The following is a 22,429-nucleotide window of genomic DNA, read 5'->3' on the forward strand; positions in this document are numbered from 1 at the left end:
GCGCTATGATCTTAGAATGAAGCTGTTCGCCGGTCTTGTTAATTTCGAGCTTAGCTTATGACTTTTGCAAGAGGTCTTATGATTATTTAATATAAAGGCATTGATAATTAGTCAACTATTTATCGTCAATCTCATTTAAAATAGCGCCATATCAATGAGATATCTATTTAAAAAGACAGGAATACTTATGGAAATCAATCCGTATCAAGAACAAATCAAAGATCTATCTGAGCGTGGACAGGACTTGCGGAGGTATCTTTGACTTCGATGGTAAGCAAGAACGCTTAGAAGAAGTCAATTTAGAATTAGAAAACCCCGAGCTATGGAATGATCCAGAGCGTGCAACCAAGATTAATAAAGAGAAAAGCCAGCTTGATGGCGTCATCGATGTCGTGGTCTCGCTTGAGACCACCTTAGAAGATGCATCTGCCATGCTGGAGCTGGCGGTAGAAGCAGAAGACGAGTCGTTACTTGCTGATGTACAAGCCGAGCTTGACGATGCGGAGAAGCGCGTTGCTGACTTAGAGTTCCGTCGCATGTTTAGTGGCGAGATGGATCCTAATAATTGCTACTTGGATATCCAGTCAGGCAGTGGCGGCACAGAAGCGCAAGATTGGGCCGAGATGCTACTGCGCATGTATACGCGCTGGGCAGAGGCGCATGGCTTTAAAGTTGACGTGATTGAAGTATCTTCTGGTAGCGTTGCTGGGATTAAATCAGCCACGATTGAGATTAAGGGTGATTATGCCTTTGGTTGGTTACGTACCGAAATTGGCGTGCATCGCTTAGTGCGTAAATCACCATTTGATAGCAATAATGGTCGCCATACCTCATTTGCCGCTGTTTTTGTCTCGCCTGAAATTGATGATAACGTTGAGATTGATATCAACCCAGCTGATTTGCGTATCGATACCTATCGTTCATCTGGGGCGGGTGGTCAGCACGTAAACACGACAGATTCTGCGGTACGTATTACCCATGAGCCGTCGGGCGTGGTAGTGACCTGTCAGAATGAGCGTAGTCAACATGGTAACAAAGCCACCGCGATGAAAATGCTACGTGCTAAGCTCTATGAGCTTGAAATGCAAAAACGTATGGAATCACAGCAAGCAGTCGAAGACGGTAAGTCTGATGTCGGCTGGGGCAGTCAAATTCGCTCGTACGTGCTCGATGACTCACGTATCAAGGACTTGCGTACGGGTGTTGAAACCTTTAACACAGGTGCCGTGTTAGATGGTGACCTCGATCAGTTCATTGAGGCGAGTCTAAAAGCAGGACTGTAAAAGGCTGTTTTAAATAAGCAGCCGTTTTAAAATAGTAACCAATATTTAATTAAGGAAAATTATGCCAAGCGTTAATAATTATTTTGATGATAAAGTGACTTCTATTGCTTTTCAAACGGCTACCAAGCCTGCGACTGTCGGCGTCATGGAAATTGGTGAATATGAGTTTGGCACCAGTGAATTTGAAACCATGAGCGTGGTGAGCGGTGCACTGACCGTAAAATTACCAGAGAGTGATGAGTGGCAAACGTTTAACGCTGGCGAGCAGTTTACCGTTGAAGCTAATCAGAAGTTCCAAGTAAAAATAGACGTCGAAACCGCTTATCTATGTGTATATGGTAAATAACGACTTCCAAGTTATAGCGGTATCAAAACGAAAAAAGCCAAGTATTTTATGCTTGGCGTTTTTTTTGTGGGTGTCATATTTCAAATGAATTTTAAGCTACTATCCTGAAAGCCAAATTTTACACAGCATTACACTTTGTCTGTGCCAAATAAACAGCAAAAACTACCGCCATTAATTATGCTAAAACCATGAATTCTTAAAGGTATATAGGTTTATGACAAAGGCAAAATTACAGACTAGCCAGCAGACAATGACCAAAGACGTGCGTCATGATTACGAGCATCTCGCACGCCGTGCCAATTTGCGTTATGTGAGTGACGACGAACCAGGCTACGAGCGCAGACGCTGGGGTCGCGGCTTTACTTATCGTGATGCAACGGGTAACACGGTAAAAGACAGAGCATTGCGTCAGCGTTTTGATGCGTTGGTGATACCGCCCATGTGGTCAGAGGTGTGGATATGCCAAGACGAAAGAGGCCATCTACAATCAACAGGGCGAGACGAAAAATCTCGCAAGCAGTATCTGTATCATCCGTCATGGAACAATATTCGTGACCAAGCAAAGTTTGATGCGATGATAGGATTTGCAGAGGCACTGCCCAATCTACGCGCGCAGGTGGAGGCAGATTTGGAAGCAGAGTCCTTATCACGTACCAATGTGCTTGCTGCCGTCGTTAAATTGCTAGAGACCACTTTGATTCGTATTGGTAATAGCCGCTACGCTAAGCAAAATAAAAGCTATGGTCTGAGTACGCTACGCAGCAAGCATGTCAGTGAAACCGACAATGGACTGGCATTTGATTTTGTCGGCAAAAGCGCAAAAGAACACCACATCGAACTGCAAGACGAGCGATTGATTGATATCGTTCAGGCCTGTTCTGAGCTGCCAGGCTATCAAATATTCAAATATCTAGACGACAACGGTCATAAGCAAGTCGTTGACAGTAGCGATATCAATGACTACTTACGGATGCATACGTGCGGCATGGACTGTGAAAGTAAGCTATACAGCGCAAAGGATTTTCGTACATGGATGGCCAGTGTACTTGCGGCAAGCTACCTATATGACGAACTGCAAACAACTGCAGGCGCTAGCATATTAACCAGTGCGCCAGAAAGCGCTGAGCGACAGCAGTTAGTCACTGATATGGTAAAAAGTGTCGCAGCAGAGCTAGGCAACACGCCGACCGTATGCCGTGCCTCTTATATTCATCCCATTGTCATTGAGCGTTTTTTGGCAGGGCAGTTTTTTGAAACTTATAAACAAGCGCGCCGTGGTCGAACCAAAAAATACCAAAGCTGCGAAGAAAAAGCATTGTTAGGGTTTTTAAGAGCTGATGTTTAAGTGTGAGGTTTTAGATAATAATATTGAGGTGTTAATTCTTTAATAGGAAATTGAAAATATGCGGCAGTACTTTGGCTATTGATTGTAGGTGTCTTCGCGGACTTATAGCGAATTAATGATAATTAGTTATAGATTATCTCCATTTCTATAAAATAAAAATGATACGTTATGTATTGAAATAAACGTAAAAATGCGTTACTAATAGAGCATGATAAATACGAACCTATGAAACGGTCTATAGGATGTGGCCGTTTTTTAATCATAAATACCATTTTACCAGTTACCTGCTATTGCTAAAGGATTAGCTTATGAACACCGCCTCTCAAACCCCGACGAATATTGATACAGACACTACCGCCACGCCCAAAAACTATACCGATTACTATAATAATTTTGATATGGATACACTGCTGTCAGAAATATTTGGCGAGCAGGTAGGTGATCGACTAAATGCTTATATGGCTTGCTGTGGTCGTCATGTACGTGACGGCCGCGCTGACAATGCCGCACTGGTACACGAAGATACCGCAGGCAATATAACACGCATGAGCTTTGGTGAGCTTGACAAAGCGAGTGCTCAAATCGCTAACTTGCTACAGTCGTATGGGGTAAAAGCGGGCGACAAGGTAGCGACGATGCTACCGCGCACGCCTGAGCTGCTAACCGTCGTATTAGCAACTTGGCGCATCGGCGCGGTATATCAGCCACTATTTACCGCATTTGGCTATGACTCAATCAAGTATCGGATGGACAAAGCCGATACCAAAGTCGTTTTTACTAATTTAGAAAATCGCAGCAAGTTTGAAGATTTGGCTGAGCAAACCAAAATGGTATTGGTCGGCAGTGTGGAGGATGCCCAGACATGGGGTGATGATCACTATATCCAGTCTATGGCAGCACAGTCGCAAACGCTCGAACCCGTGGTGCTCGATACTGATGCGCCATTCTTGCAAATGTTTACCTCAGGTACGGTTGGTAAATCAAAAGGGGTCAGCGTTCCATTGGCTGCGTTACCTTCTTTTTACCTATATATGCGTTATGCCATCGACCTACGCGAAGATGATCAGTACTGGAACATGGCAGATCCAGGCTGGGCGTATGGCTTGTACTATGCCATCACAGGGCCTCTGTTACTGGGCATCACCACTTATTTTAATGAAGCAGGATTCGATGCGACCCATACCCATGACTTTATGGTGCGTCATAAGATTACCAATTTGGCCTCTTCACCAACCGCATTTCGAATGATGAAATCTAGTGGTGTGTTTGATAGTATTAATGAAGGCGCTCATAACGATACTAATGCTAAGCTGTCTTTACGCTGTGCCAACTCGGCAGGTGAGACGCTAAACACCGAAGTGGTCAACTGGGTTGAAACCTATCTAGAATGCCAAGTCAAAGACCAATATGGGCAAACAGAGACTGGCATGACGTGCTGTGCACATCATGCACTGGCGCATGATTGTCCTGTTGGCTCGATGGGTATGGCACTACCAGGTCATACACTAGTGGTACTAGATGATGATATGAATGTGCTACCGGATGGTGAGCAAGGGCAGCTAGCAGTCGTGGTCAGTCAGTCACCTGCGTTCTATTTCCGAGGCTATAGCTGGAATGAAAAACAAGCCTTTGTAGATGATTACTATCTGACAGGCGACGTGGTCGAGCGTCATAGTGACGGCAGTTACTGGTTCTCAGGCCGTGATGATGACATTATTATTACCGCAGGTTACCGCGTAGGGCCTACTGATGTCGAAAACACTGTATTAGAGCATGAAGCAGTGGCAGAATCTGCGGCGGTAGGCGTGCCAGATGAAGTGCGCGGTCACACTATTAAGTCTTATGTGGTACTAAAAGATGGCATCGAAGGCAGTGAGCAAATTGCCAAAGAAATCCAAGAGCTAGTACGCAAACGCCTATCCACTCATGCTTATCCGCGTGAGGTCGAGTTTGTGACAGAACTGCCGAAAACGCCAAGTGGCAAGATACAACGCTTTTTGCTGCGTAGTCTGTCTGCCGCATAAATAATTTGGCAAAGCGTCCATAAATTTAATAGAAAAATATCTAATAAGAAGCAAAAATTTAAAGGAATAATCATGCAAGTTAAAGAAAACAGCTTTTTGGTCACAGGCGGGGCATCAGGATTAGGTGAATCAGTGGCTCGGGCGATTGTAGGTCAAGGTGGCAACGTCGTTATCGCTGATTTAAATGAAACTGCTGGACAAGCTCTGGTCGCCGAGTTAGGTGATAGTGCGCGCTTTGTACGCTGTGATATCACTAACGGTGATGAAGTGCAATCAGCGGTCGAAATGGCAGAATCAGCTTTCGGTGGCCTGCAAGGATCAATCAACTGTGCTGGTATCGTAGTGGTACAAAAGCTACTGGATCGTGATAACAATCCGGCAGACCTTGAGGCATTTAGCCGTGGGGTCAATATCAATCTGGTCGGCTCATTTAACGTTGCCCGTTTGGTCGCTGCTAGCATTGCCAAGCGCATAGCGAGTGATGGTAGTGCAGGCGACCATGTAGAGAAGAATGTAGATCAAGGTATTATTATTAATACAGCCTCTATCGCTGCCTTTGACGGTCAAGTAGGTCAAGCTAGCTATTCTTCGTCCAAGGCAGGCGTGGTTGGTCTGACCTTGCCACTTGCTCGCGAGCTGGCACGTCATGGCATCCGCGTGATGACTATCGCACCAGGTGTCTTTGCTACGCCGATGATGGACAGTATTCCTGAAAAGGCACGCGAACAGTTAGAAGCAGGCGTGCCATATCCTAAACGTTTGGGCGATCCCAATGAGTTTGCCAAATTGGTGACTCATATCATCGATAATGCTTATCTAAATGGTGAAGTTATTCGCTTAGATGGTGCGATTCGCATGGTGTAACAGTCTCGTGAGTGATTCATCACTTTTGCACAAAACGTATCTACAGAATCTGGCATAGTACTTTGATACATATGATTAATGACAAAAAATTAATTATGGGAATCAAAGCCTATGCTATTTTTTTATAAAAAATCTTACTCATCAAATGAGCAGCGTATGCCTTGGCTGCCTATCACTATTGTTCTTAGTCTTGCTGCCATTGTCAGCACCAGCGCTATTGCTTATGTCAAAAGCACCTCAAAACCCAAGAATCATATTCCTCCTTCTATAGTGATTGATCGAGTCATTGTCGACAAATCAGATCGTGTCTTAAAACTGATGAGCGATGGTAAAGCCATTAAGTCGTATCGTATTGCGCTAGGGGGTAGTCCAGTAGGTCATAAGCAACAAGAAGGTGATCAGCGTACGCCCGTTGGGGTTTATACATTAGATTATAAGAATGAAAATTCCATTGCCCATCGCTCTATCCATATTAGCTATCCCAATGATGAGGACAAGGCACGAGCAAAGTCATTAGGGGTCAATCCAGGTGGCGATATTATGATTCATGGGCAAATGAATGGCTTTGGGTATTTGGCATTGTTTAATCAACGACGTGATTGGACAGATGGCTGTATCGCTGTTACCAATGATGAGATGGATGAGATTATGGCATCGGTGATACTTGGTACTCCTATCGAAATCGTGGAGTAGAACAGTCGGATTATTATCTAATTTATACTAAGTAAGTGCATTATTCATTAACCTAATTAATGGAGGTTTATCTTTCATTTGCACTAATAAAATGGCGTTTCCTGCCTACTAACTATATTTAACTGGTATTAATAGCCCCTTTAAATATTATTAATAATCAATATCATTGCTTTAAGTAAGGTTTTATTTAGTAATTGTCTTGAAATAGATGTATATATACCTTATATAAGTGACAGATAACAGTAGGCACTAGACTAAGATAATCCTTAGAGGTGCTATTGAGAATACCAATTATAAAAGGACACACACATGAGATTTGAGAAGTTTACGCAAAAACTGCAATCAGCGATTCAAGAAGCTCAGAGCCTAGCGTTAGGTCGTGATCATACGGGCATTGATCCTGTGCATTTGCTCGCCGTGTTGCTACAAGATGAGTCTAATTTATCTATCTGCCAACAAGCAGGTGCTTCTATTCCAGCGCTAAAAAATGGCGTTGCTAAAGCATTGGATAACCAAGCAACGATTTCGGAGCCGACAGGTGACGTCAATCTAAATCCAAACTCGGTAAAAATCTTGAATTTGGCAGATCGTCAGGCGCAAAAAGAAGGCGATGATTTTATCGCAACAGAATGGGTGATGTTGGCACTCGCCGAACAAGGCGAAACCAAAAAAATATTTGAAAGTGCAGGTGTGACGGCAAGCAAACTAAAAGCGGTCATTGAGCAGCTGCGCGGTGATGATACCGTCAATAACCAAAACGCTGAAGATCAGCGTGATGCACTCAACAAATACACGATTAATCTGACTGAGCAAGCAGAGCTTGGCAAACTAGATCCAGTCATTGGCCGTGACGAAGAAATTCGCCGTACCATTCAGGTGCTGTCGCGCCGTACCAAAAACAACCCTGTGCTCATCGGTGAGCCGGGCGTTGGTAAAACGGCGATTGTCGAAGGCTTGGCACAAAAAATCATCAATGGCGACGTACCAGAAGGTCTGCGCCGTAAAGAAGTGTTGTCATTAGACTTGGGCGCGCTAATCGCTGGGGCAAAATTCCGCGGTGAGTTCGAAGAGCGTCTCAAAAGCGTATTGAGCGACTTGGCCAAACAAGAAGGCAATGTCATTCTGTTCATCGATGAGCTGCACACGATGGTTGGTGCAGGCAAGTCTGAAGGTGCGATGGATGCGGGTAATATGCTAAAACCTGCACTGGCACGCGGTGAGCTGCACTGCGTTGGTGCGACCACCCTTGATGAGTATCGCCAGTACATCGAAAAAGACGCTGCGCTTGAACGTCGTTTTCAAAAGGTTTTGGTCGATGAGCCAACAGTCGAAGATACCATTGCGATATTACGGGGTTTAAAAGAGCGTTACGAGTTGCACCATGGCGTCGATATTCAAGATAGCGCCATCATTGCTGCTGCGCGCATGAGCCATCGCTATATCACTGACCGTAAGCTACCAGATAAGGCGATTGATTTAATTGACGAAGCCGCCAGCCGCTTGCGTATGGAGATGGACAGTAAACCTGAGTCGCTTGGCAAACTTGATAGTCGCCTCATTCAGCTAAAAATGCAGCGTGAGGTGCTCAAAAACGAAGAAGATGCTGGCGCGCAAGCTGAGCGTAAAGTGCTCGATGCACAAATAGCAGAATTGGAAAAAGAGTACGCTGATCTTAATGAAGTTTGGCAGGCAGAGAAAGCGTTGGTCAAAGGCAGTCAACAGCTAAAAGACGAGCTGGATAAAGCCCGTATCGCTTATGACAAAGCCAGTCGTGAAGGCGATTATGAGACCATGAGTAAGCTGCAATATGAGACCATTCCGCAGCTTGAGCGCCGTATTCATGAGTCTGACTTGGCTGAGCAAAAAGAGCAGACAGGTGAAGGTAGCGGTGTCAAATTGCTACGTAATAAGGTGACAGACAACGAAATCGCCGAAGTGGTTGCGGCCGCGACTGGTATTCCAGTCAGCAAAATGATGCAAGGCGAGCGTGATAAGATGATCGCAATGGAAGAAAAGCTCCATGAGCGCGTCATTGGTCAAAACGAAGCGGTCGAATCGGTGGCCAATGCGGTACGTCGTAGCCGTGCAGGCTTGTCTGATCCAAACCGTCCTTCTGGTTCTTTCTTATTTCTGGGACCTACTGGTGTGGGTAAAACCGAGCTGACCAAATCACTAGCAAACTTTTTGTTTGACTCTGAAGATGCGATAGTACGTATCGACATGAGTGAGTATATGGAAAAGCACAGTGTCAGCCGCTTAGTGGGTGCGCCTCCAGGCTATGTCGGTTATGAAGAAGGCGGTACGTTGACTGAAGCGGTACGCCGTAAGCCGTATAGCGTCATATTGTTCGATGAAGTAGAAAAGGCGCATCCTGATGTGTTCAACATCTTACTGCAAGTATTGGATGATGGTCGCTTAACCGATTCGCAAGGTCGTGTAGTAGATTTCAAGAACACTGTGATCATCATGACCAGTAACTTGGGTTCACATAAGATTCAAGAAATGGTTGGTGAAAGCTACGAGGATATCAAAGCGGAAGTAATGGATTCTGTTGGGCAGCATTTCCGTCCAGAGTTCGTCAACCGTATTGACGAAATCGTAGTCTTCCATCCGCTTGGTATGTCGCAGATGGCAGGTATTGCAGATATTCAATTGGATCGTTTGCGTCAGCGTATCCAAGAGCGTGAGATGGATATTGAGCTGTCAGCCGATGCGATGAATAAATTGGTTGCCGTGGGTTATGACCCTGTTTATGGTGCTCGTCCTTTGAAGCGTGCCATTCAACAAGAGATCGAAAACCCATTGTCATTGAAATTATTGGCAGGTGACTTTGTCGCTGGCGATATTATCAAAGTCGATGTAGGTGCCGATGATAAGCTAACTTTTGATAAGCTTAGAATGAGCTAATCACATTGGCATCGATGTCTTTATGACCCAACTTTACGCTTAAAACAAACCCCTTATCTACAATCGTAGGTAAGGGGTTTTTGTTTATAAGGCACGTTTTACGTTACTGTTTTTTTACCATTTCGATATCTCTTAAGTCTCAGGACTATGCTATAACTAAATCAAAGACTAATAGTATCAGTATCAACTGAATGGAGAAACAGAACAATGACAGCTCATATTGAACGTATAAATATACCTTTAACTTCGCCGCTAATCATTGCAGCACTGCTGTTTAGCACTGCTGCGTGCTCCAATCCTTCAGCAGTAAGTACTAGTAATAATAAAAGTACCACAACAGAGTATAAAGAGGTTTCCACTTCAGATAGCGACACTCAAACCGCCACACAAACAAAGACTAGCAAGCCTGACTTTACCACCAAAGCAATCGCTACCTTTGATGAGCCTTGGGCCATGACAGCGTTACCCATTGCAGATAGCACAGCGCCAAAATTACTAGTAACACAAAAAACAGGTGAGCTATTTATCGTAGATACGGCGACGGGTAATAAGACTAAAGTCGAAGGCATTCCTACAGTCGCTTACGGTGGTCAAGGCGGCTTAGGAGACATCATCGCGGCTCCAGATTTTGCGACGTCCAATACCGTTTATCTTAGCTACGCGGAAGCAGGAACAGGAAGTGATAGTAATAAATTTGGCGCTAAAGTTATCAAAGCGACACTCTCAGGATTAGAGACAGCCACACCTACGTTGCAAGATATCACGCCTATCTGGCAACAGTCTCCGAAAGTCACAGGACAAGGACATTATAGTCATCGCCTGCTGTTTTCTCCCGATGGGCGCTATCTATATATCAGCTCAGGCGAGCGTCAAGACAAAGACCCAGCACAAGACATGAATGGCAATCTGGGTAAGATAATACGGTTAAGTCCTGATGGTAACACCCCGACAGACAATCCGTTTACTGATAATGAGTTGGCCAAACAGTTTTGGACCATCGGACATCGCAATGTGCTTGGTATGGCATTTGATGATAGTGGACAGCTTTGGGCGCATGAGATGGGACCAAAAGGTGGCGATGAATTTAATATTATTGAGAAGGGTAACAATTATGGCTGGCCAGTGGTATCCAATGGCCGCAATTATTCAGGTTTAGACATTCCTGACCATGACACAAAGCCAGAGTTTACGGCACCAAAAATTACTTGGACACCTGTCATATCACCATCTGCTATGAGCATCTATGTGGCTGGTACTCATAATGACTTTCCTAGCTGGCAGGGCAATGCGCTTATCAGTGGCCTATCGTCTAAAGCGCTTATCGTAGTGGGCATAAGCGAAGACAATACCGCCGCTGAGCGTTATCGCTATGACATGGGTGAGCGTGTACGCAGTGTGCTAGCAATAGACGGGCAAGTGTGGACACTTGAAGATGGTAATGATGCACAATTACTCAGATTACTGCCCAAATAACATCATGATAAAGCTGCTTTTAGATCTGTATTTATGTAGACATTTTAAAAAAACTATCAATCTTATTAGAATAAGTTAAAGGTTTTATCAAGTTTTATTTTGTAATTGATTGATAGTTAAAGCCTATTTTGTTAAGGTAATATTCCTTAAATTTTGAGACTTGCACATGGAAGAAGTAAAAGTAGGCAGATTAGGACCTTTTCCACGGGTGAGTAAACCTGTGTTTATTACATCGTCACTGTTGATCGTTGGATTTATTATTTTCGGTGCGCTTTTCACTGAAACAGCAGGGGCCGTTTTTAGTTTTTTACAGAATTTTATTACCGATAAGTTCGGTTGGTTATTTATTATCTTAGTGAATACAGCGCTCGGGCTTTGCATTTACTTAGGAATGAGTCGCTATGGTGATATTCGTTTAGGTAACCAAACGGAGCGACCGCAGTACAATCTGTTTTCTTGGATTGGTATGTTGTTCTCTGCTGGTATTGGTATTGGTCTTGTCTACTGGGGTACAGCGGAGCCGTTGTATCACTTTATGGCACCACCAATGGGCGAGGCCGAAACGGTTGAAGCCGCAAAGCAAGCGATGAATATCTCATTTATGCATTGGGGTCTACACGCTTGGGGCATCTATACGATTGTGGCACTGTCGTTAGCGTATTTTCATTTTCGTCGCGGTTTGCCTTTATCGATTCGCTCAACTTTGTATCCTTTGCTCGGCAAAAGAATCTATGGTCGCTGGGGGCATACGGTCGATATCTTGGCCGTGTTCGGTACGATGTTTGGTGTGGTCACCTCACTCGGGCTTGGAGTGATGCAGATCAATGCGGGACTTGAGAAACTATTTGGCATGCCGAATAGTCTCACTGTACAGTTCGGTTTGATAGCTTTCATCACAGCGCTTGCAGCCGCTTCCGTTATGATGGGTCTGGATAAAGGTATTAAGCGCCTTAGTGATATCAATATCGGTTTTACAATCGTTTTATTGGTATTCATGGTGGCTTTAGGGCCAACGCTCTTTATCTTTGATAGCTTTATCGAAAATATCGGCAACTATCTGACCGTACTCGTCCCTTTGGGTACGTGGGGCGAGTCTTATAGTGGAACAGATTGGCAAAGCGCTTGGACGATATTTTATTGGGCATGGTGGGTGAGCTGGGCACCATTCGTTGGTATCTTTATTGCCCGTATCTCTCGTGGCCGTACCATCCGTGAGTTTACGTTTGGGGTGCTATTAATCCCTATGCTTATCTTGTTCTTTTGGTTCACGACCTTTGGTGGCGTAGCGATTCACATGGAGCTTGCCTCTGCTGTGACAGGTATTAGCCCAGGGTTGGTTGAAGCAGTACAAGCAGACACGGGTAGCGCAATCTTTAAGCTGGTTGAGTACTACCCACTAGCCAAACCGATTACGTTAATGATTGTTGTCATGATTATGCTTTGGTTTGTGACTTCGTCAGATTCGGCCAGTTTTGTGATTGATATGCTGACCGCTGGTGGCGATACCAATCCACCAAAGATTCAGCGTTTGTTTTGGGCAACCACAGAAGGCGTTATCGCTGCCATATTGTTAGCGGCTGGTGGATTGTCTGCTTTGCAGGCAGCTGCCATCGTAGCAGGATTGCCATTTGCTTTAGTGGTTTTTGTCATAATGTATGCGTTGTTGCGGGGCCTTAGCCGTGACCGTTTGATTCTATATCGAGCGCAGCAAAGCTTTATCACAGATGAATCAGCAGATCATAACTCTGCAGATGAGTTTGTTGACGAGCATTTACTCAAAGGCCCACCCAAGATTGTTAAGGGTGACTAAAAGCAGGTGAAAGTAAGACAACTACTCAAGCTTTTAACAGAAGAAGCCCCAATTTATTTTTAAATTGGGGCTTCTTTATTGGGTGAAGATACTTAAATTTATTCAGGACAGATTCGGATTGCTGAAAATTATTACCGAAATGTTACTACCATTTCTATACATTCGGCAGTATTTACAAGGTGTTATATTTGATAATTCGTTCATACCTTGGTATGGTTACGCACTTTTTTGGGGATATACCTATGGATCATGTAAAAGTTGGCCGATTAGGCCCTTTTCCGCGGGTAAGCAAACCTGTATTTTTGACTTCAGCAATCTTGATACTAGCGTTCATTATTTTTGGCGCTTTATTCAATGAACAAGCAGAAGTAGTATTTAACCAAGCAAAAGCATTTGTCTCTTTACGCTTTGGCTGGTTCTTTATTGTCGTGGTCAATTTAACATTGGTCATGAGTATTTATATGATATTTAGCCGCTACGGCGATATCAGACTCGGTCATCAGAACGAGAGGCCAGAGTACAATATGGTTTCTTGGATTGGTATGCTGTTTTCAGCTGGTATCGGTATTGGGCTGCTTTACTGGGGCACTGCTGAGCCGCTGTATCATTTCATGGCACCACCATTAGGCGAGGCGGAGACAGTTGCCGCTGCCAAGCAAGCGATGAATATCTCGTTCCTACATTATGGTCTACATGTATGGGCGCTATATGGCATGGTTGCGCTATCGCTGGCATATTTTCATTATCGAGTAGGTTTACCACTGGCTATCCGTTCGACACTTTATCCAATATTGGGTAAAAAGATCTACGGCGGTTGGGGGCATACGGTAGATACGCTTGCCGTATTTGGTACGATGTTTGGGGTAGTGACCACGTTAGGTCTTGGCGTCTTGCAGATTAACTCAGGCCTTGAGACGTTATTTGGTATACCCAATAATATTACGGTGCAGATTATTTTGATTGGCCTTATCACCATGCTAGCAGGGTTATCTCTGTTTATGGGGTTGGATAAAGGCATCAAGCGTCTAAGTGATACCAATATATTGTTCACTGTGATATTGCTAAGTTTTGTGATTATCTTTGGACCTACGCAGTTTATCTTTAACAGCTTCGTAGAAAACATCGGCAACTATTTGCATCAAATCGTGCCGTTAGGTCTATGGACAGAGTCTTATAGAGGCGAAGAAAATTGGCAAGCTTCTTGGACGATTTTCTATTGGGCATGGTGGATTAGCTGGTCACCATTCGTTGGAGTATTCGTTGCACGTATCTCTCGTGGCCGTACCATCCGTGAGTTTATATTAGGCGTATTATTAATTCCTATCACGATATTGTTCTTATGGTTTACTGCTTTTGGTGGTTCTGCAGTAAATATGGAGTTGGTGGCAGCAGCAGACCCTAACATAGTTAGCCCAGGTCTGATCGAAGCGGTCAAAGCCGATACAGGTAGCGCTATCTTTAAATTGATGGAGTCTTATCCATTAACAGGTGCGGTCAACTTGCTCATCGTGGTGATGATTGTCCTATGGTTTGTCACCTCATCAGATTCAGCCAGTTTTGTCATTGATATGCTGACATCAGGTGGTGATACCAATCCGCCAAAGATTCAGCGCTTATTTTGGGCAGGTTCTGAAGGTGTTATCGCCGCTGTATTATTGGCAGCAGGTGGTTTGAGTGCATTACAAGCGGCATCGATTGTCTCAGGGTTTCCTTTTGCTATTGTGATCGTCGTGATGATGTATTCTCTATTGCGCGGTCTCAGTCGAGATCGTTTGATACTGTATCGTAATCAGCAATGGTTCACCACAGAAGAGTCGGCAGAGCATAACTCGGCCAATGAATTCCGTGATGAAGAGTTGCTAAAAGGCCCACCAGCACTTGAGAAAGATGCTTAAGCTTTAGAGTTTATTTCTTAGCTACAAAAATACCCAGCTTGTCATAAGCTGGGTATTTTTATGGATGTTCAATATTTTTAATAAAAAAGCTTCCAATACAGCAGCTTTCGATACAACCACTTTATAGATCAGCTACATTCGCCTTTTGCATAACCAACGGCTTCAGGGATATTACAGGCTGAGCAGGCATTACTAGCCGTTCGGTAGCTGATCACTGTTCCAACTTTCGTCTTTACACAGACGGGTTCATATTGTGCCGTACAGATATTGTTGGCAGGGTTAGCGGGCGGACATTGAGTAAGAGCAGCACCTTCAAATTGCTGACTGATATCAGGACTGGATGGGGTAGGTGTTTGACCAGATGTACCGATATCAGAGATAGAGCTACAGCCAGTTAAAACTAAGGCTAAAGTCAGTATAAGTGATGATGGTTTGAACGAAGATTGATTAATTGTGGAAAATCGACGAGTAGATAGAGTTTGCTTCATAAAAAATGTCCTTATTAATAATATTCGATAGCGTCCTGTTATCGATGATTGATTTACCTACTAATGATAAACGCTTAAGCATTTATGGTAGCTCATTTGTCAGTAGCTATCTACTTAAACACCGTACAAAAAACCCCAAGCTCAATGAAGCTTGGGGTTTTATTTTCTACAATCAAATACTGATTTTATGGCAGCATGTCTAAATCAAAGACATCTAGACTGAAGAAATACGCTTATTCAGCTGGTTTGTCGTCTTGATTTAGCTGCACGTATTTGTCAAAGTTTTGAGCATAATCAGTTAAATTATCGCTCAGCATTTGGCGATACTGTTTGACATAAAACTCGACGATATCGTCTTTTTCTTTGGCGAAATCATCGCCTTTTACGAAGCCGATAGAGGCAACTGACGCGCTATAGCGTGCTGCAGCATACAATAAAGAAGCACCTACTTGACCTGAATGTGCTTCAGGGCCTAACTGGCTGTTTGCGATACCGATGATAGCGTCAGCACGTTGATAGAACGCCTGCATTTCAGGGGTGATTTCGATGTTAGCATCAGCGTTTTGGTCTTGAATATTGTCTTGAGACATAAGCAACTCCTAATAATAAGTGTCAGTAGTTTTTAGTATAAAAATGGTTGGTAAACGTTTTAAAATAGTGACTCTTATAAACCAGCGTCTGCTTTTAAGATATCAGCTTTGTCTGTTTTTTCCCACGTAAAGGCAGTCTCTGAACCTGGACGACCAAAGTGTCCAAAGGTAGCAGTCTGCTGATACATTGGCTGTAGTAAGTTCAACATACGGGTAATGCCGTAAGGACGTAGGTCAAAATGCGTACGAATCAAGCGAATGATCTCATCGTTACTGATTTTGCTAGTACCAAAAGTATTAACAGAGATAGAAGTAGGCTCAGCGACACCAATTGCATAGCTGACCTGTACTTCACAGCGCTCAGCAAGACCTGCTGCTACAATGTTTTTGGCCACATAACGTACCGCGTAAGCAGCACTTCGATCGACTTTTGAAGGATCTTTACCACTGAACGCACCGCCACCATGACGTGCCATACCGCCGTAAGTATCAACAATAATTTTACGACCAGTCAAACCAGCATCACCGACAGGACCACCAATCACAAACTTACCAGTTGGGTTGATATGATAGCGTGTGCCAGCGTGCAATAAGTCAGCTGGTAGCACTTGCTTGATGATAGATTCCATCACGGCTTCTTGTAGATCTGACTGCGAGATGCTTGGATCATGCTGTGTTGATAATACAACAGCATCGATAGCGACAGGACGATTGCCGTCATACTTCAAGGTCACCTGCGCTTTGGCATCTGGACGCAACCAAGGCAACTCGCCAGCGCGGCGCAGCTCCGACTGACGCTCCATCAAACGATGAGCATACTCGATAGGTGCTGGCATAAGTACTTCGGTCTCATTACTGGCATAACCAAACATTAAGCCTTGGTCACCTGCACCTTGCTCTTCTGGGTCGCTACGATCGACGCCTTGCGCGATTTCAGGAGATTGCTTGCCTAGCATGTTGATGACTGCACAAGTCTCGCCATCAAAGCCTAGGTCTGAATGGTGATAGCCGATGCCATTTACGGTGTCACGAACCAGACGCTCTAAATCGATATTTGCGGTTGTGGTGATTTCACCTGCAAGTATGACTGCGCCTGTTTTTACTAAGGTTTCGCATGCCACACGTGCATGTAGATCTTCACGTAAGATAGCGTCAAGGATAGCGTCTGATATTTGGTCAGCCATTTTGTCAGGATGGCCTTCGCTCACAGATTCTGAGGTAAATAAGTTGTATTCACGCATAATGGGATCGCTTAATTGAATCAATAAGGGTAGGAAAAGCAGCACATCTGAGTGCTGCTCTAATTAATTTTGACCACGCATTTACGCGGCAGATAATCGGTATTTCTCAATTTAAAATCGGTTTTGACTAAAATCTTTGCTAATACATTTGACCAAAGGGTGAGCGGACTATCATTTAATCAATATATAAAATGATACTGCCTCGCTCTAATATGGTCTTGGCGGTAACGACTCGAGTCAATACTTGCCCTAATAGACAACGCTAATGTGCAGGTTGCCTTATCAGAAGCAGGGTAATGGCCAAAATCTCTTAACGCAAAATAGGGTTATTCTACCTTGAAACGTTATAAAACTCTAGTGAGCAACACTTACTCTACTATCAAAAAAGCGAAAGAGGATTCCACCCGACATTAGGGTGGAGGTGAATTCCGCATCACTGGCTAACCTCGTTGGTTCTGAATATATTGCTTAATAATATCTAATGGCGCACCGCCACAAGAGCTTGCAAAGTAGGAGCGTGACCAAAGCACAGGCTTGGAATAAGCTGCTCTTAAATCAATGAAATCACCCCTCATTCGTCTACTTGTGACTGACTTCAAGTTATTAACCAATTTGCTTAATTGCACCGTTGGCGGGTACTGGATAAGCATGTGGATATGATCTGCTCCACCGTTACATTCTTTTAATTCAGCATCAAAACTTTTACATACCTCAGCAGCACACTCACTGAAATAATCATGATGCAGCTCACCTAAAACTTTTTTTCGGTACTTAGTAATAAAAACCAAATGAACGTGGAGATTAAAGGCAGCATGGCGGTTTTTATATATCTCACTCATTGTAATAAAAACTCTTAAATGCTAGTATTATAAGCATAATATCAAACACACACTCATTAATAAAGAACGCATTTATGAAAATCAACAAAGCGTATAAATTTAGGCTTGAGCCTAATGCAGAGCAGGAGATTGTTCTAAATAATCTTGTCGGCTCTGCACGTTTTGTTTGGAATCAAATGCTAGTGATCTCATTTGAGATGTTTGCTAAAGATGAGTTTATCAATGCCACGAACCTCGTTAATAAAATCATGGATCTAAAGAGCAATCCTGATTTCGAGTTCTTAAAAAGCAGCTCAAACGCTGTCTCTTTACAACAAAAAGTACGTGATCTTGCATCGGCTTGGTCACGTTTCTTTAATCCTAAAGTACATGCCAGATTGGAAGAAAATAAAAAGAAACCTCGTAAACCCAAGTTTTTTAAACTGGCTGATGGCACAGAAATCCAGCTACGCCCGTTGATGCCACAATTTAAGCGCAAATCCGATGGGCGTGACTCAATTCGGTTAGTTCAGTTTGATAAATACTGCCGTGTTAAGGGCAATCGAGTAAAACTACCGAATGGCGTGGGCTTGGTGAAGTTTAGAAAATCGCAAGACATTATTGGCACGATTAAAAATGTCACCATTAGCAAGAAATCAGGTCGCTGGTATGTGTCGTTTGGCACAGAGCACGAGCTGACAGAGAACCCTCGTCACCCCTCTAAAAGCGCTATTGGCTTGGACGTGGGCATCAGTAAACTACTCACCACCTCAAACGGTGAATATATTAAACCCAAAAACAGCTTTAAAACCAATCAACTCAAACTTGCCAAACTGCAACGAGGGCTAGCAAAGAAAGTAAAATTCAGTGAGAACTGGAAAAAGCAAAACCGCAAGATTCAAAAACTCCACAGCCACATTGCCAATATCAGACATGACTACTTGCATAAAATCACCACCAGCATCAGCAAAAGCCACGCCATGATTGCTTGTGAAGATTTAAAAGTCGCCAATATGTCAAAATCAGCCAGTGGTACGGTGGAGAACAAAGGTCATCATGTCAAAGCCAAATCAGGATTAAATAAATCCATCCTAGATCAAGGCTGGGGCATGATGGTCAATATGCTTGAGTACAAGCAACAATGGCGCGGTGGGTTACTGATTAAGGTAAACCCACGATACACTAGCCAAACCTGCTCTGAATGCCAGCATATCGCTGTCGATAACAGACAAACTCAGTCAAAATTTGAGTGCGTCAAATGTAGGTATGTTGCGAACGCTGATTTTAATGCGGCTCGTAACATATTAGCGGCAGGACATGCCGTTTTGTCTGTGGAGGGAGGATGCAGTAAAGGTCGCCCGTTGAAACAGAAAACAAGCGACCTTCGTGAGAAAGTCGCCTAAGAGCGTTTGCTTTTAGAATCCCCCACTTGAGCTTCGCGAAAGTGGTGGGAGTATGTCAAAAGAAACGCTCAACAAGCAGTTCACTGCAATCAAAGGTGGTTACTGGATAGCGGTTTATCTAGCTGAGTGATTAGCTAGCAGTAGCGTTTGCTTGAAATGAACAATACGTTACAACTCTAAAAATGCAGCTTTATCTTTGAACATACATTCTTCATAGACAGGGCAAGCGCCGCATTTGGGTGTACGAGCCTGACAGGTATAGCGGCCGTGTAAGATAAGATAATGATGGGCGTCTACGATGAAGTCTTCTGGAATGCGTTCGACCAGCTTTTTTTCGACGATAAGTACGGTTTTTCCAGTGGCAAGCCCAGTACGATTACCCACACGAAAGATATGCGTGTCAACGGCCATGGTAGGCTGGCCAAAAGCAGTATTTAATACAACGTTGGCAGTTTTACGGCCGACACCTGCCAGTGATTCTAAGTCTTTGCGGTTATCAGGAACGGTGCTATCAAATTTCTCAATCAAATCACGGCAAGTTTTTATGACGTTTTTGGCTTTGGCATTATATAAGCCAATATTTTTGATATATGTCTTTAGACCTTCTTCGCCTAGTGCCAGTATAGCTTCAGGTGTGTTCGCCACGGGGTACAACTGCTGGGTGGCAATATTGACACTCACATCAGTTGCTTGTGCGGACAAAATTACTGCGATAAGTAACTCAAAATTATTGTCATAATTGAGTTCGGTGACAGGTTCATCAATAGTCGCTGCTAGCTTTTCAAAGAATGGACGCACGTCACGATTGGGCATTCGTCTAGAGGGTGGCGTGTCAGCTGTTTTATGTTTGACCGTTTTACTCATGGCATTTTGACTATTATTTTGATGAATGATTGTGCCAAATTATATGCTAGCGTTAGCATTCATGTTAATGATTAAAGTATCAATTTATTAACGCATTAATTGCGTAATCAGCTATTACCGTTATAGCGCTACTTGCAATGACTCAAGCTCGGCTTGTAAAGATTCGAGCTCTACTTGTTTCTTATCATTTGCACGCACACTCAGTTGCTTTTCCAGTTTTTTGATTTTGGTACGGAGCTTGGCAGCTGCAATGGTGTTTTTTGCTTGCGACTCACTGATATTTAGAGACTGACTTGCTGCATTATTGAGCTTAGCCTCTACCATACTAACGACAGGTCTACTATTGCTCGTATCAGCAAGCTGTTCTGTCACACGTTTTAAATGAGTGTGGTAGCGTTGTCTTAAATCCTCTTGCTCTGCTATTCGCTCAGGCTCAGATATTTCCCGCTCAATCGTAACTAAGTCGATGCAATCAACAGGGCAGGGCGCGATACATAGCTCACAGCCCGTGCACAAATCTGTAAAAATCGTATGCATATGCTTACCAGTACCAACGATAGCATCTACTGGGCAAGCAGGAATACATTTGGTGCAGCCGATACAGTCATCTTCACGGATAACCGCACGAACCTCGGTCGGACGTTCGGAAGTGGCATCTATGGGCCACTGTGAAGGCACCGCCGTTAGCGTAGTGTTAGAAGTGTCTATATCGAGAGTCTGAGCAATCGCATTGGTGACTGGCTGACCACCGGGCACACATTTATTGTACGGCTCGCCATTTAATACAATTGCAGCGGCATATGGCAGGCAACCATCTGGATGCTCACATAGCCCGCATTGCGTCTGTGGCAAACAAGCATCCACACGTGCAATTTTTGCCTGTATGTCAGCAGGCAAGGTATCAATGTGTAATGCATCGAATAAGATAGGTAGATTGACTAAGCGTATATTGGTGCTACTTTGCATTTAATTAAGGACCTTAATACCAGTCGTTAGAATTGGTATTAGTATAAATAGAGATAAAGTGTTGAGAAAGCGGTCTTTGTAAAACAGTATCTATAAGAGCATCTGCTCTGTCAGCGTTTTACTGCTCAGGTTAGCGTGTTACTTATTAAAAAATAAAGTCTAGAGTAAAACGCTTGTCACAGGAGCAGCGATTTTAAAGAGATGAGATTGAAAATACAATACTATAGCGTAATGTGGTATTTGTAGATAAGGACTGATTATAAATCTATATTTTGTTCTTTAGCCACTTGGTCGATCAAATCACGAGCGATACTACCCTTTGGCGGGATTCTAGGTAGGTTTGAGAGATCAAAGAAATCAGCATGTGCTAGCTCATCTTCTTGCAAGATAATGTTGCCACTGTCATACGAGGCGCGAAAACCAAGCATCAAGTTAGAGGGAAAAGGCCATGGCTGACTACTGACATAGCGGATATCTGTTACGCTGATATTGACCTCTTCTGCGACTTCACGTACTACGGCATGCTCCAGACTCTCTCCAACTTCTACAAACCCTGCGATCAAACCATACATTGGCGGCAGGTTTTGCTGTCCATGACGGTGATGGTGAGCCAGTAAGATTTGCATCTCACCCGTCACTGGATTTGACCGAGTAATAGCAGTAATGACGCAAGGTTGTACGCGAGGGTATTGGCGCAATCGACATATTGGACAAACCATGGCACGTTCGCCTTGGTCAGCATGTACAGTAGGACTAGCACAGCGACTACAAAACTGCGTATCTGCTTGCCAGCTTAATAGTTGTATTGCTTGGCTAATCTGATCTGACAAAGCGACTGGCAAATGAGTCATTAGTTTTCGATAAGGAACAAAAGTGTTACCACTGCTTTCAGCAATAATTGGTAGCGTCATGTTATGAGCAATTGCATAGTCATAAGTCATGGCGCTCGTGGCTTGAGCGGTAAAGCTATGAGACATATTCGCATCAACCGTATCATCTGCATGGTTGCCAGTGCTGTCGTCTGATAACCAATGACTTGGTGCTAGGCTCTCGTGCAGCGTTACGTGACCGACCTGATAAGCTTGCTCATTTGAGTCATTACTATCGGGCGATAGCTGAACTTGCAAAGGCCACCAACCATCTGGCATTTGACGGCATAAGATACTGTCATCACTTAATACAAAAGCATGGGCCATATAAAATTCCAAACATTATAAAGTAAGTCCGCATCGACGTAGACACAGACTGTTTTAGAGTAAAATATCATCAATTCTATGTAAACCAGATACCCAGATATCTATACATGTTGTCAGGCTGGTTCAGCCTCATGACCAGGCTAGTTCAACCTAATGACTGTAGCGCTTTCACGTGCCTGACTCGTACCTACATTATCTTGAATTATTTATACGTAAATGAGAT

18 protein-coding genes are annotated in these 22,429 nt (G+C 43.8%); 11 read left to right on the forward strand and 7 right to left on the reverse strand.

Translation table 11 applies throughout. The features are described from left to right. Nucleotides 1–187: 187 nt before the first annotated feature. The 10 genes from prfB to I3249_RS10695 all read left to right on the forward strand — a co-directional run bounded on the left by prfB (nucleotide 188) and on the right by I3249_RS10695 (nucleotide 14,640). Nucleotides 188–1,283, forward strand: a protein-coding gene (gene prfB, locus I3249_RS10650; RefSeq protein ID WP_101212133.1) for a peptide chain release factor 2 whose coding sequence is annotated in 2 segments (ribosomal slippage) — nucleotides 188–259 and nucleotides 261–1,283 — 1,095 coding nt in all. Because the reading frame shifts where the segments join, the coding sequence is not laid out codon by codon here. Between the two features lie 61 nt (nucleotides 1,284–1,344). Continuing rightward, complete coding sequence (locus I3249_RS10655; protein ID WP_238069937.1) at nucleotides 1,345–1,629, forward strand: pyrimidine/purine nucleoside phosphorylase; 285 nt, start codon at nucleotides 1,345–1,347, stop codon at nucleotides 1,627–1,629. A 214-nt stretch (nucleotides 1,630–1,843) separates the two neighbouring features. Further along, nucleotides 1,844–2,974 carry a DNA topoisomerase IB gene (locus tag I3249_RS10660; protein WP_238069938.1) on the forward strand — a complete coding sequence of 377 codons (1,131 nt, stop codon included), beginning with the start codon at nucleotides 1,844–1,846 and terminating at the stop codon, nucleotides 2,972–2,974. Nucleotides 2,975–3,282: 308 nt separating this feature from the next. Then, the gene (locus I3249_RS10665) at nucleotides 3,283–4,998 is read left to right on the forward strand and encodes an AMP-binding protein (RefSeq protein WP_238069939.1); all 1,716 of its coding nucleotides are present in this window, start codon (nucleotides 3,283–3,285) and stop codon (nucleotides 4,996–4,998) included. A 72-nt stretch (nucleotides 4,999–5,070) separates the two neighbouring features. Continuing rightward, entirely contained in the window at nucleotides 5,071–5,862 is a 792-nt protein-coding gene (locus I3249_RS10670; RefSeq protein ID WP_165597207.1) for an SDR family NAD(P)-dependent oxidoreductase, read from the forward strand. 111 nt (nucleotides 5,863–5,973) lie between these two features. After that, nucleotides 5,974–6,555: a L,D-transpeptidase family protein gene (locus tag I3249_RS10675; RefSeq protein ID WP_238069940.1), complete on the forward strand. Its 582-nt coding sequence runs from the start codon at nucleotides 5,974–5,976 to the stop codon at nucleotides 6,553–6,555. A gap of 309 nt (nucleotides 6,556–6,864) precedes the next feature. Further along, on the forward strand, nucleotides 6,865–9,462 hold the full coding sequence (clpB, locus tag I3249_RS10680; RefSeq protein WP_101205647.1) for an ATP-dependent chaperone ClpB: 2,598 nt from the start codon (nucleotides 6,865–6,867) through the stop codon (nucleotides 9,460–9,462). A gap of 207 nt (nucleotides 9,463–9,669) precedes the next feature. Next, a complete protein-coding gene (locus I3249_RS10685) occupies nucleotides 9,670–10,935 on the forward strand; it encodes a PQQ-dependent sugar dehydrogenase (RefSeq protein WP_238069941.1) in 1,266 nt (421 codons plus the stop codon). A gap of 166 nt (nucleotides 10,936–11,101) precedes the next feature. Further along, nucleotides 11,102–12,745 (forward strand): BCCT family transporter, encoded by a 1,644-nt coding sequence (locus tag I3249_RS10690; RefSeq protein WP_238052344.1) that lies wholly within the window; start codon nucleotides 11,102–11,104, stop codon nucleotides 12,743–12,745. A 242-nt stretch (nucleotides 12,746–12,987) separates the two neighbouring features. After that, nucleotides 12,988–14,640, forward strand: a complete 1,653-nt coding sequence (locus I3249_RS10695) for a BCCT family transporter (protein WP_057760694.1) — start codon at nucleotides 12,988–12,990, stop codon at nucleotides 14,638–14,640. Between the two features lie 128 nt (nucleotides 14,641–14,768). Here I3249_RS10695 and I3249_RS10700 read toward each other — a convergent pair whose 3' ends face one another. The 4 genes from I3249_RS10700 to tnpA all read right to left on the reverse strand — a co-directional run bounded on the left by I3249_RS10700 (nucleotide 14,769) and on the right by tnpA (nucleotide 17,798). Then, a complete protein-coding gene (locus tag I3249_RS10700) occupies nucleotides 14,769–15,128 on the reverse strand; it encodes a hypothetical protein (protein ID WP_238069942.1) in 360 nt (119 codons plus the stop codon). Nucleotides 15,129–15,361: 233 nt separating this feature from the next. Then, complete coding sequence (locus I3249_RS10705) at nucleotides 15,362–15,718, reverse strand: DUF3144 domain-containing protein (protein WP_102078350.1); 357 nt, start codon at nucleotides 15,716–15,718, stop codon at nucleotides 15,362–15,364. 74 nt (nucleotides 15,719–15,792) lie between these two features. Then, nucleotides 15,793–16,959 carry a methionine adenosyltransferase gene (gene metK / locus I3249_RS10710; protein ID WP_057760687.1) on the reverse strand — a complete coding sequence of 389 codons (1,167 nt, stop codon included), beginning with the start codon at nucleotides 16,957–16,959 and terminating at the stop codon, nucleotides 15,793–15,795. A 440-nt stretch (nucleotides 16,960–17,399) separates the two neighbouring features. Then, nucleotides 17,400–17,798: an IS200/IS605 family transposase gene (gene tnpA, locus I3249_RS10715; RefSeq protein ID WP_238069943.1), complete on the reverse strand. Its 399-nt coding sequence runs from the start codon at nucleotides 17,796–17,798 to the stop codon at nucleotides 17,400–17,402. Between the two features lie 74 nt (nucleotides 17,799–17,872). Between tnpA and I3249_RS10720 the strand changes: the two genes are divergently transcribed. Beyond that, the gene (locus I3249_RS10720) at nucleotides 17,873–19,180 is read left to right on the forward strand and encodes a transposase (protein WP_238069944.1); all 1,308 of its coding nucleotides are present in this window, start codon (nucleotides 17,873–17,875) and stop codon (nucleotides 19,178–19,180) included. A gap of 168 nt (nucleotides 19,181–19,348) precedes the next feature. Here the strand turns inward: I3249_RS10720 and nth are convergent, their stop codons facing one another. The 3 genes from nth to nudC form a co-directional block, all read right to left on the reverse strand. After that, nucleotides 19,349–20,044, reverse strand: coding sequence for an endonuclease III (gene nth, locus I3249_RS10725; protein WP_238069945.1), 696 nt, complete (start codon nucleotides 20,042–20,044; stop codon nucleotides 19,349–19,351). A 120-nt stretch (nucleotides 20,045–20,164) separates the two neighbouring features. Further along, nucleotides 20,165–21,010: an RnfABCDGE type electron transport complex subunit B gene (locus tag I3249_RS10730; protein ID WP_238069946.1), complete on the reverse strand. Its 846-nt coding sequence runs from the start codon at nucleotides 21,008–21,010 to the stop codon at nucleotides 20,165–20,167. Between the two features lie 257 nt (nucleotides 21,011–21,267). Next, on the reverse strand, nucleotides 21,268–22,206 hold the full coding sequence (nudC, locus tag I3249_RS10735; protein WP_238069947.1) for an NAD(+) diphosphatase: 939 nt from the start codon (nucleotides 22,204–22,206) through the stop codon (nucleotides 21,268–21,270). Nucleotides 22,207–22,429: the final 223 nt, after the last annotated feature.

Origin of the sequence: Psychrobacter sp. Ps1 (genome assembly GCF_022129425.1) — a bacterium.
Classification (GTDB): domain Bacteria; phylum Pseudomonadota; class Gammaproteobacteria; order Pseudomonadales; family Moraxellaceae; genus Psychrobacter.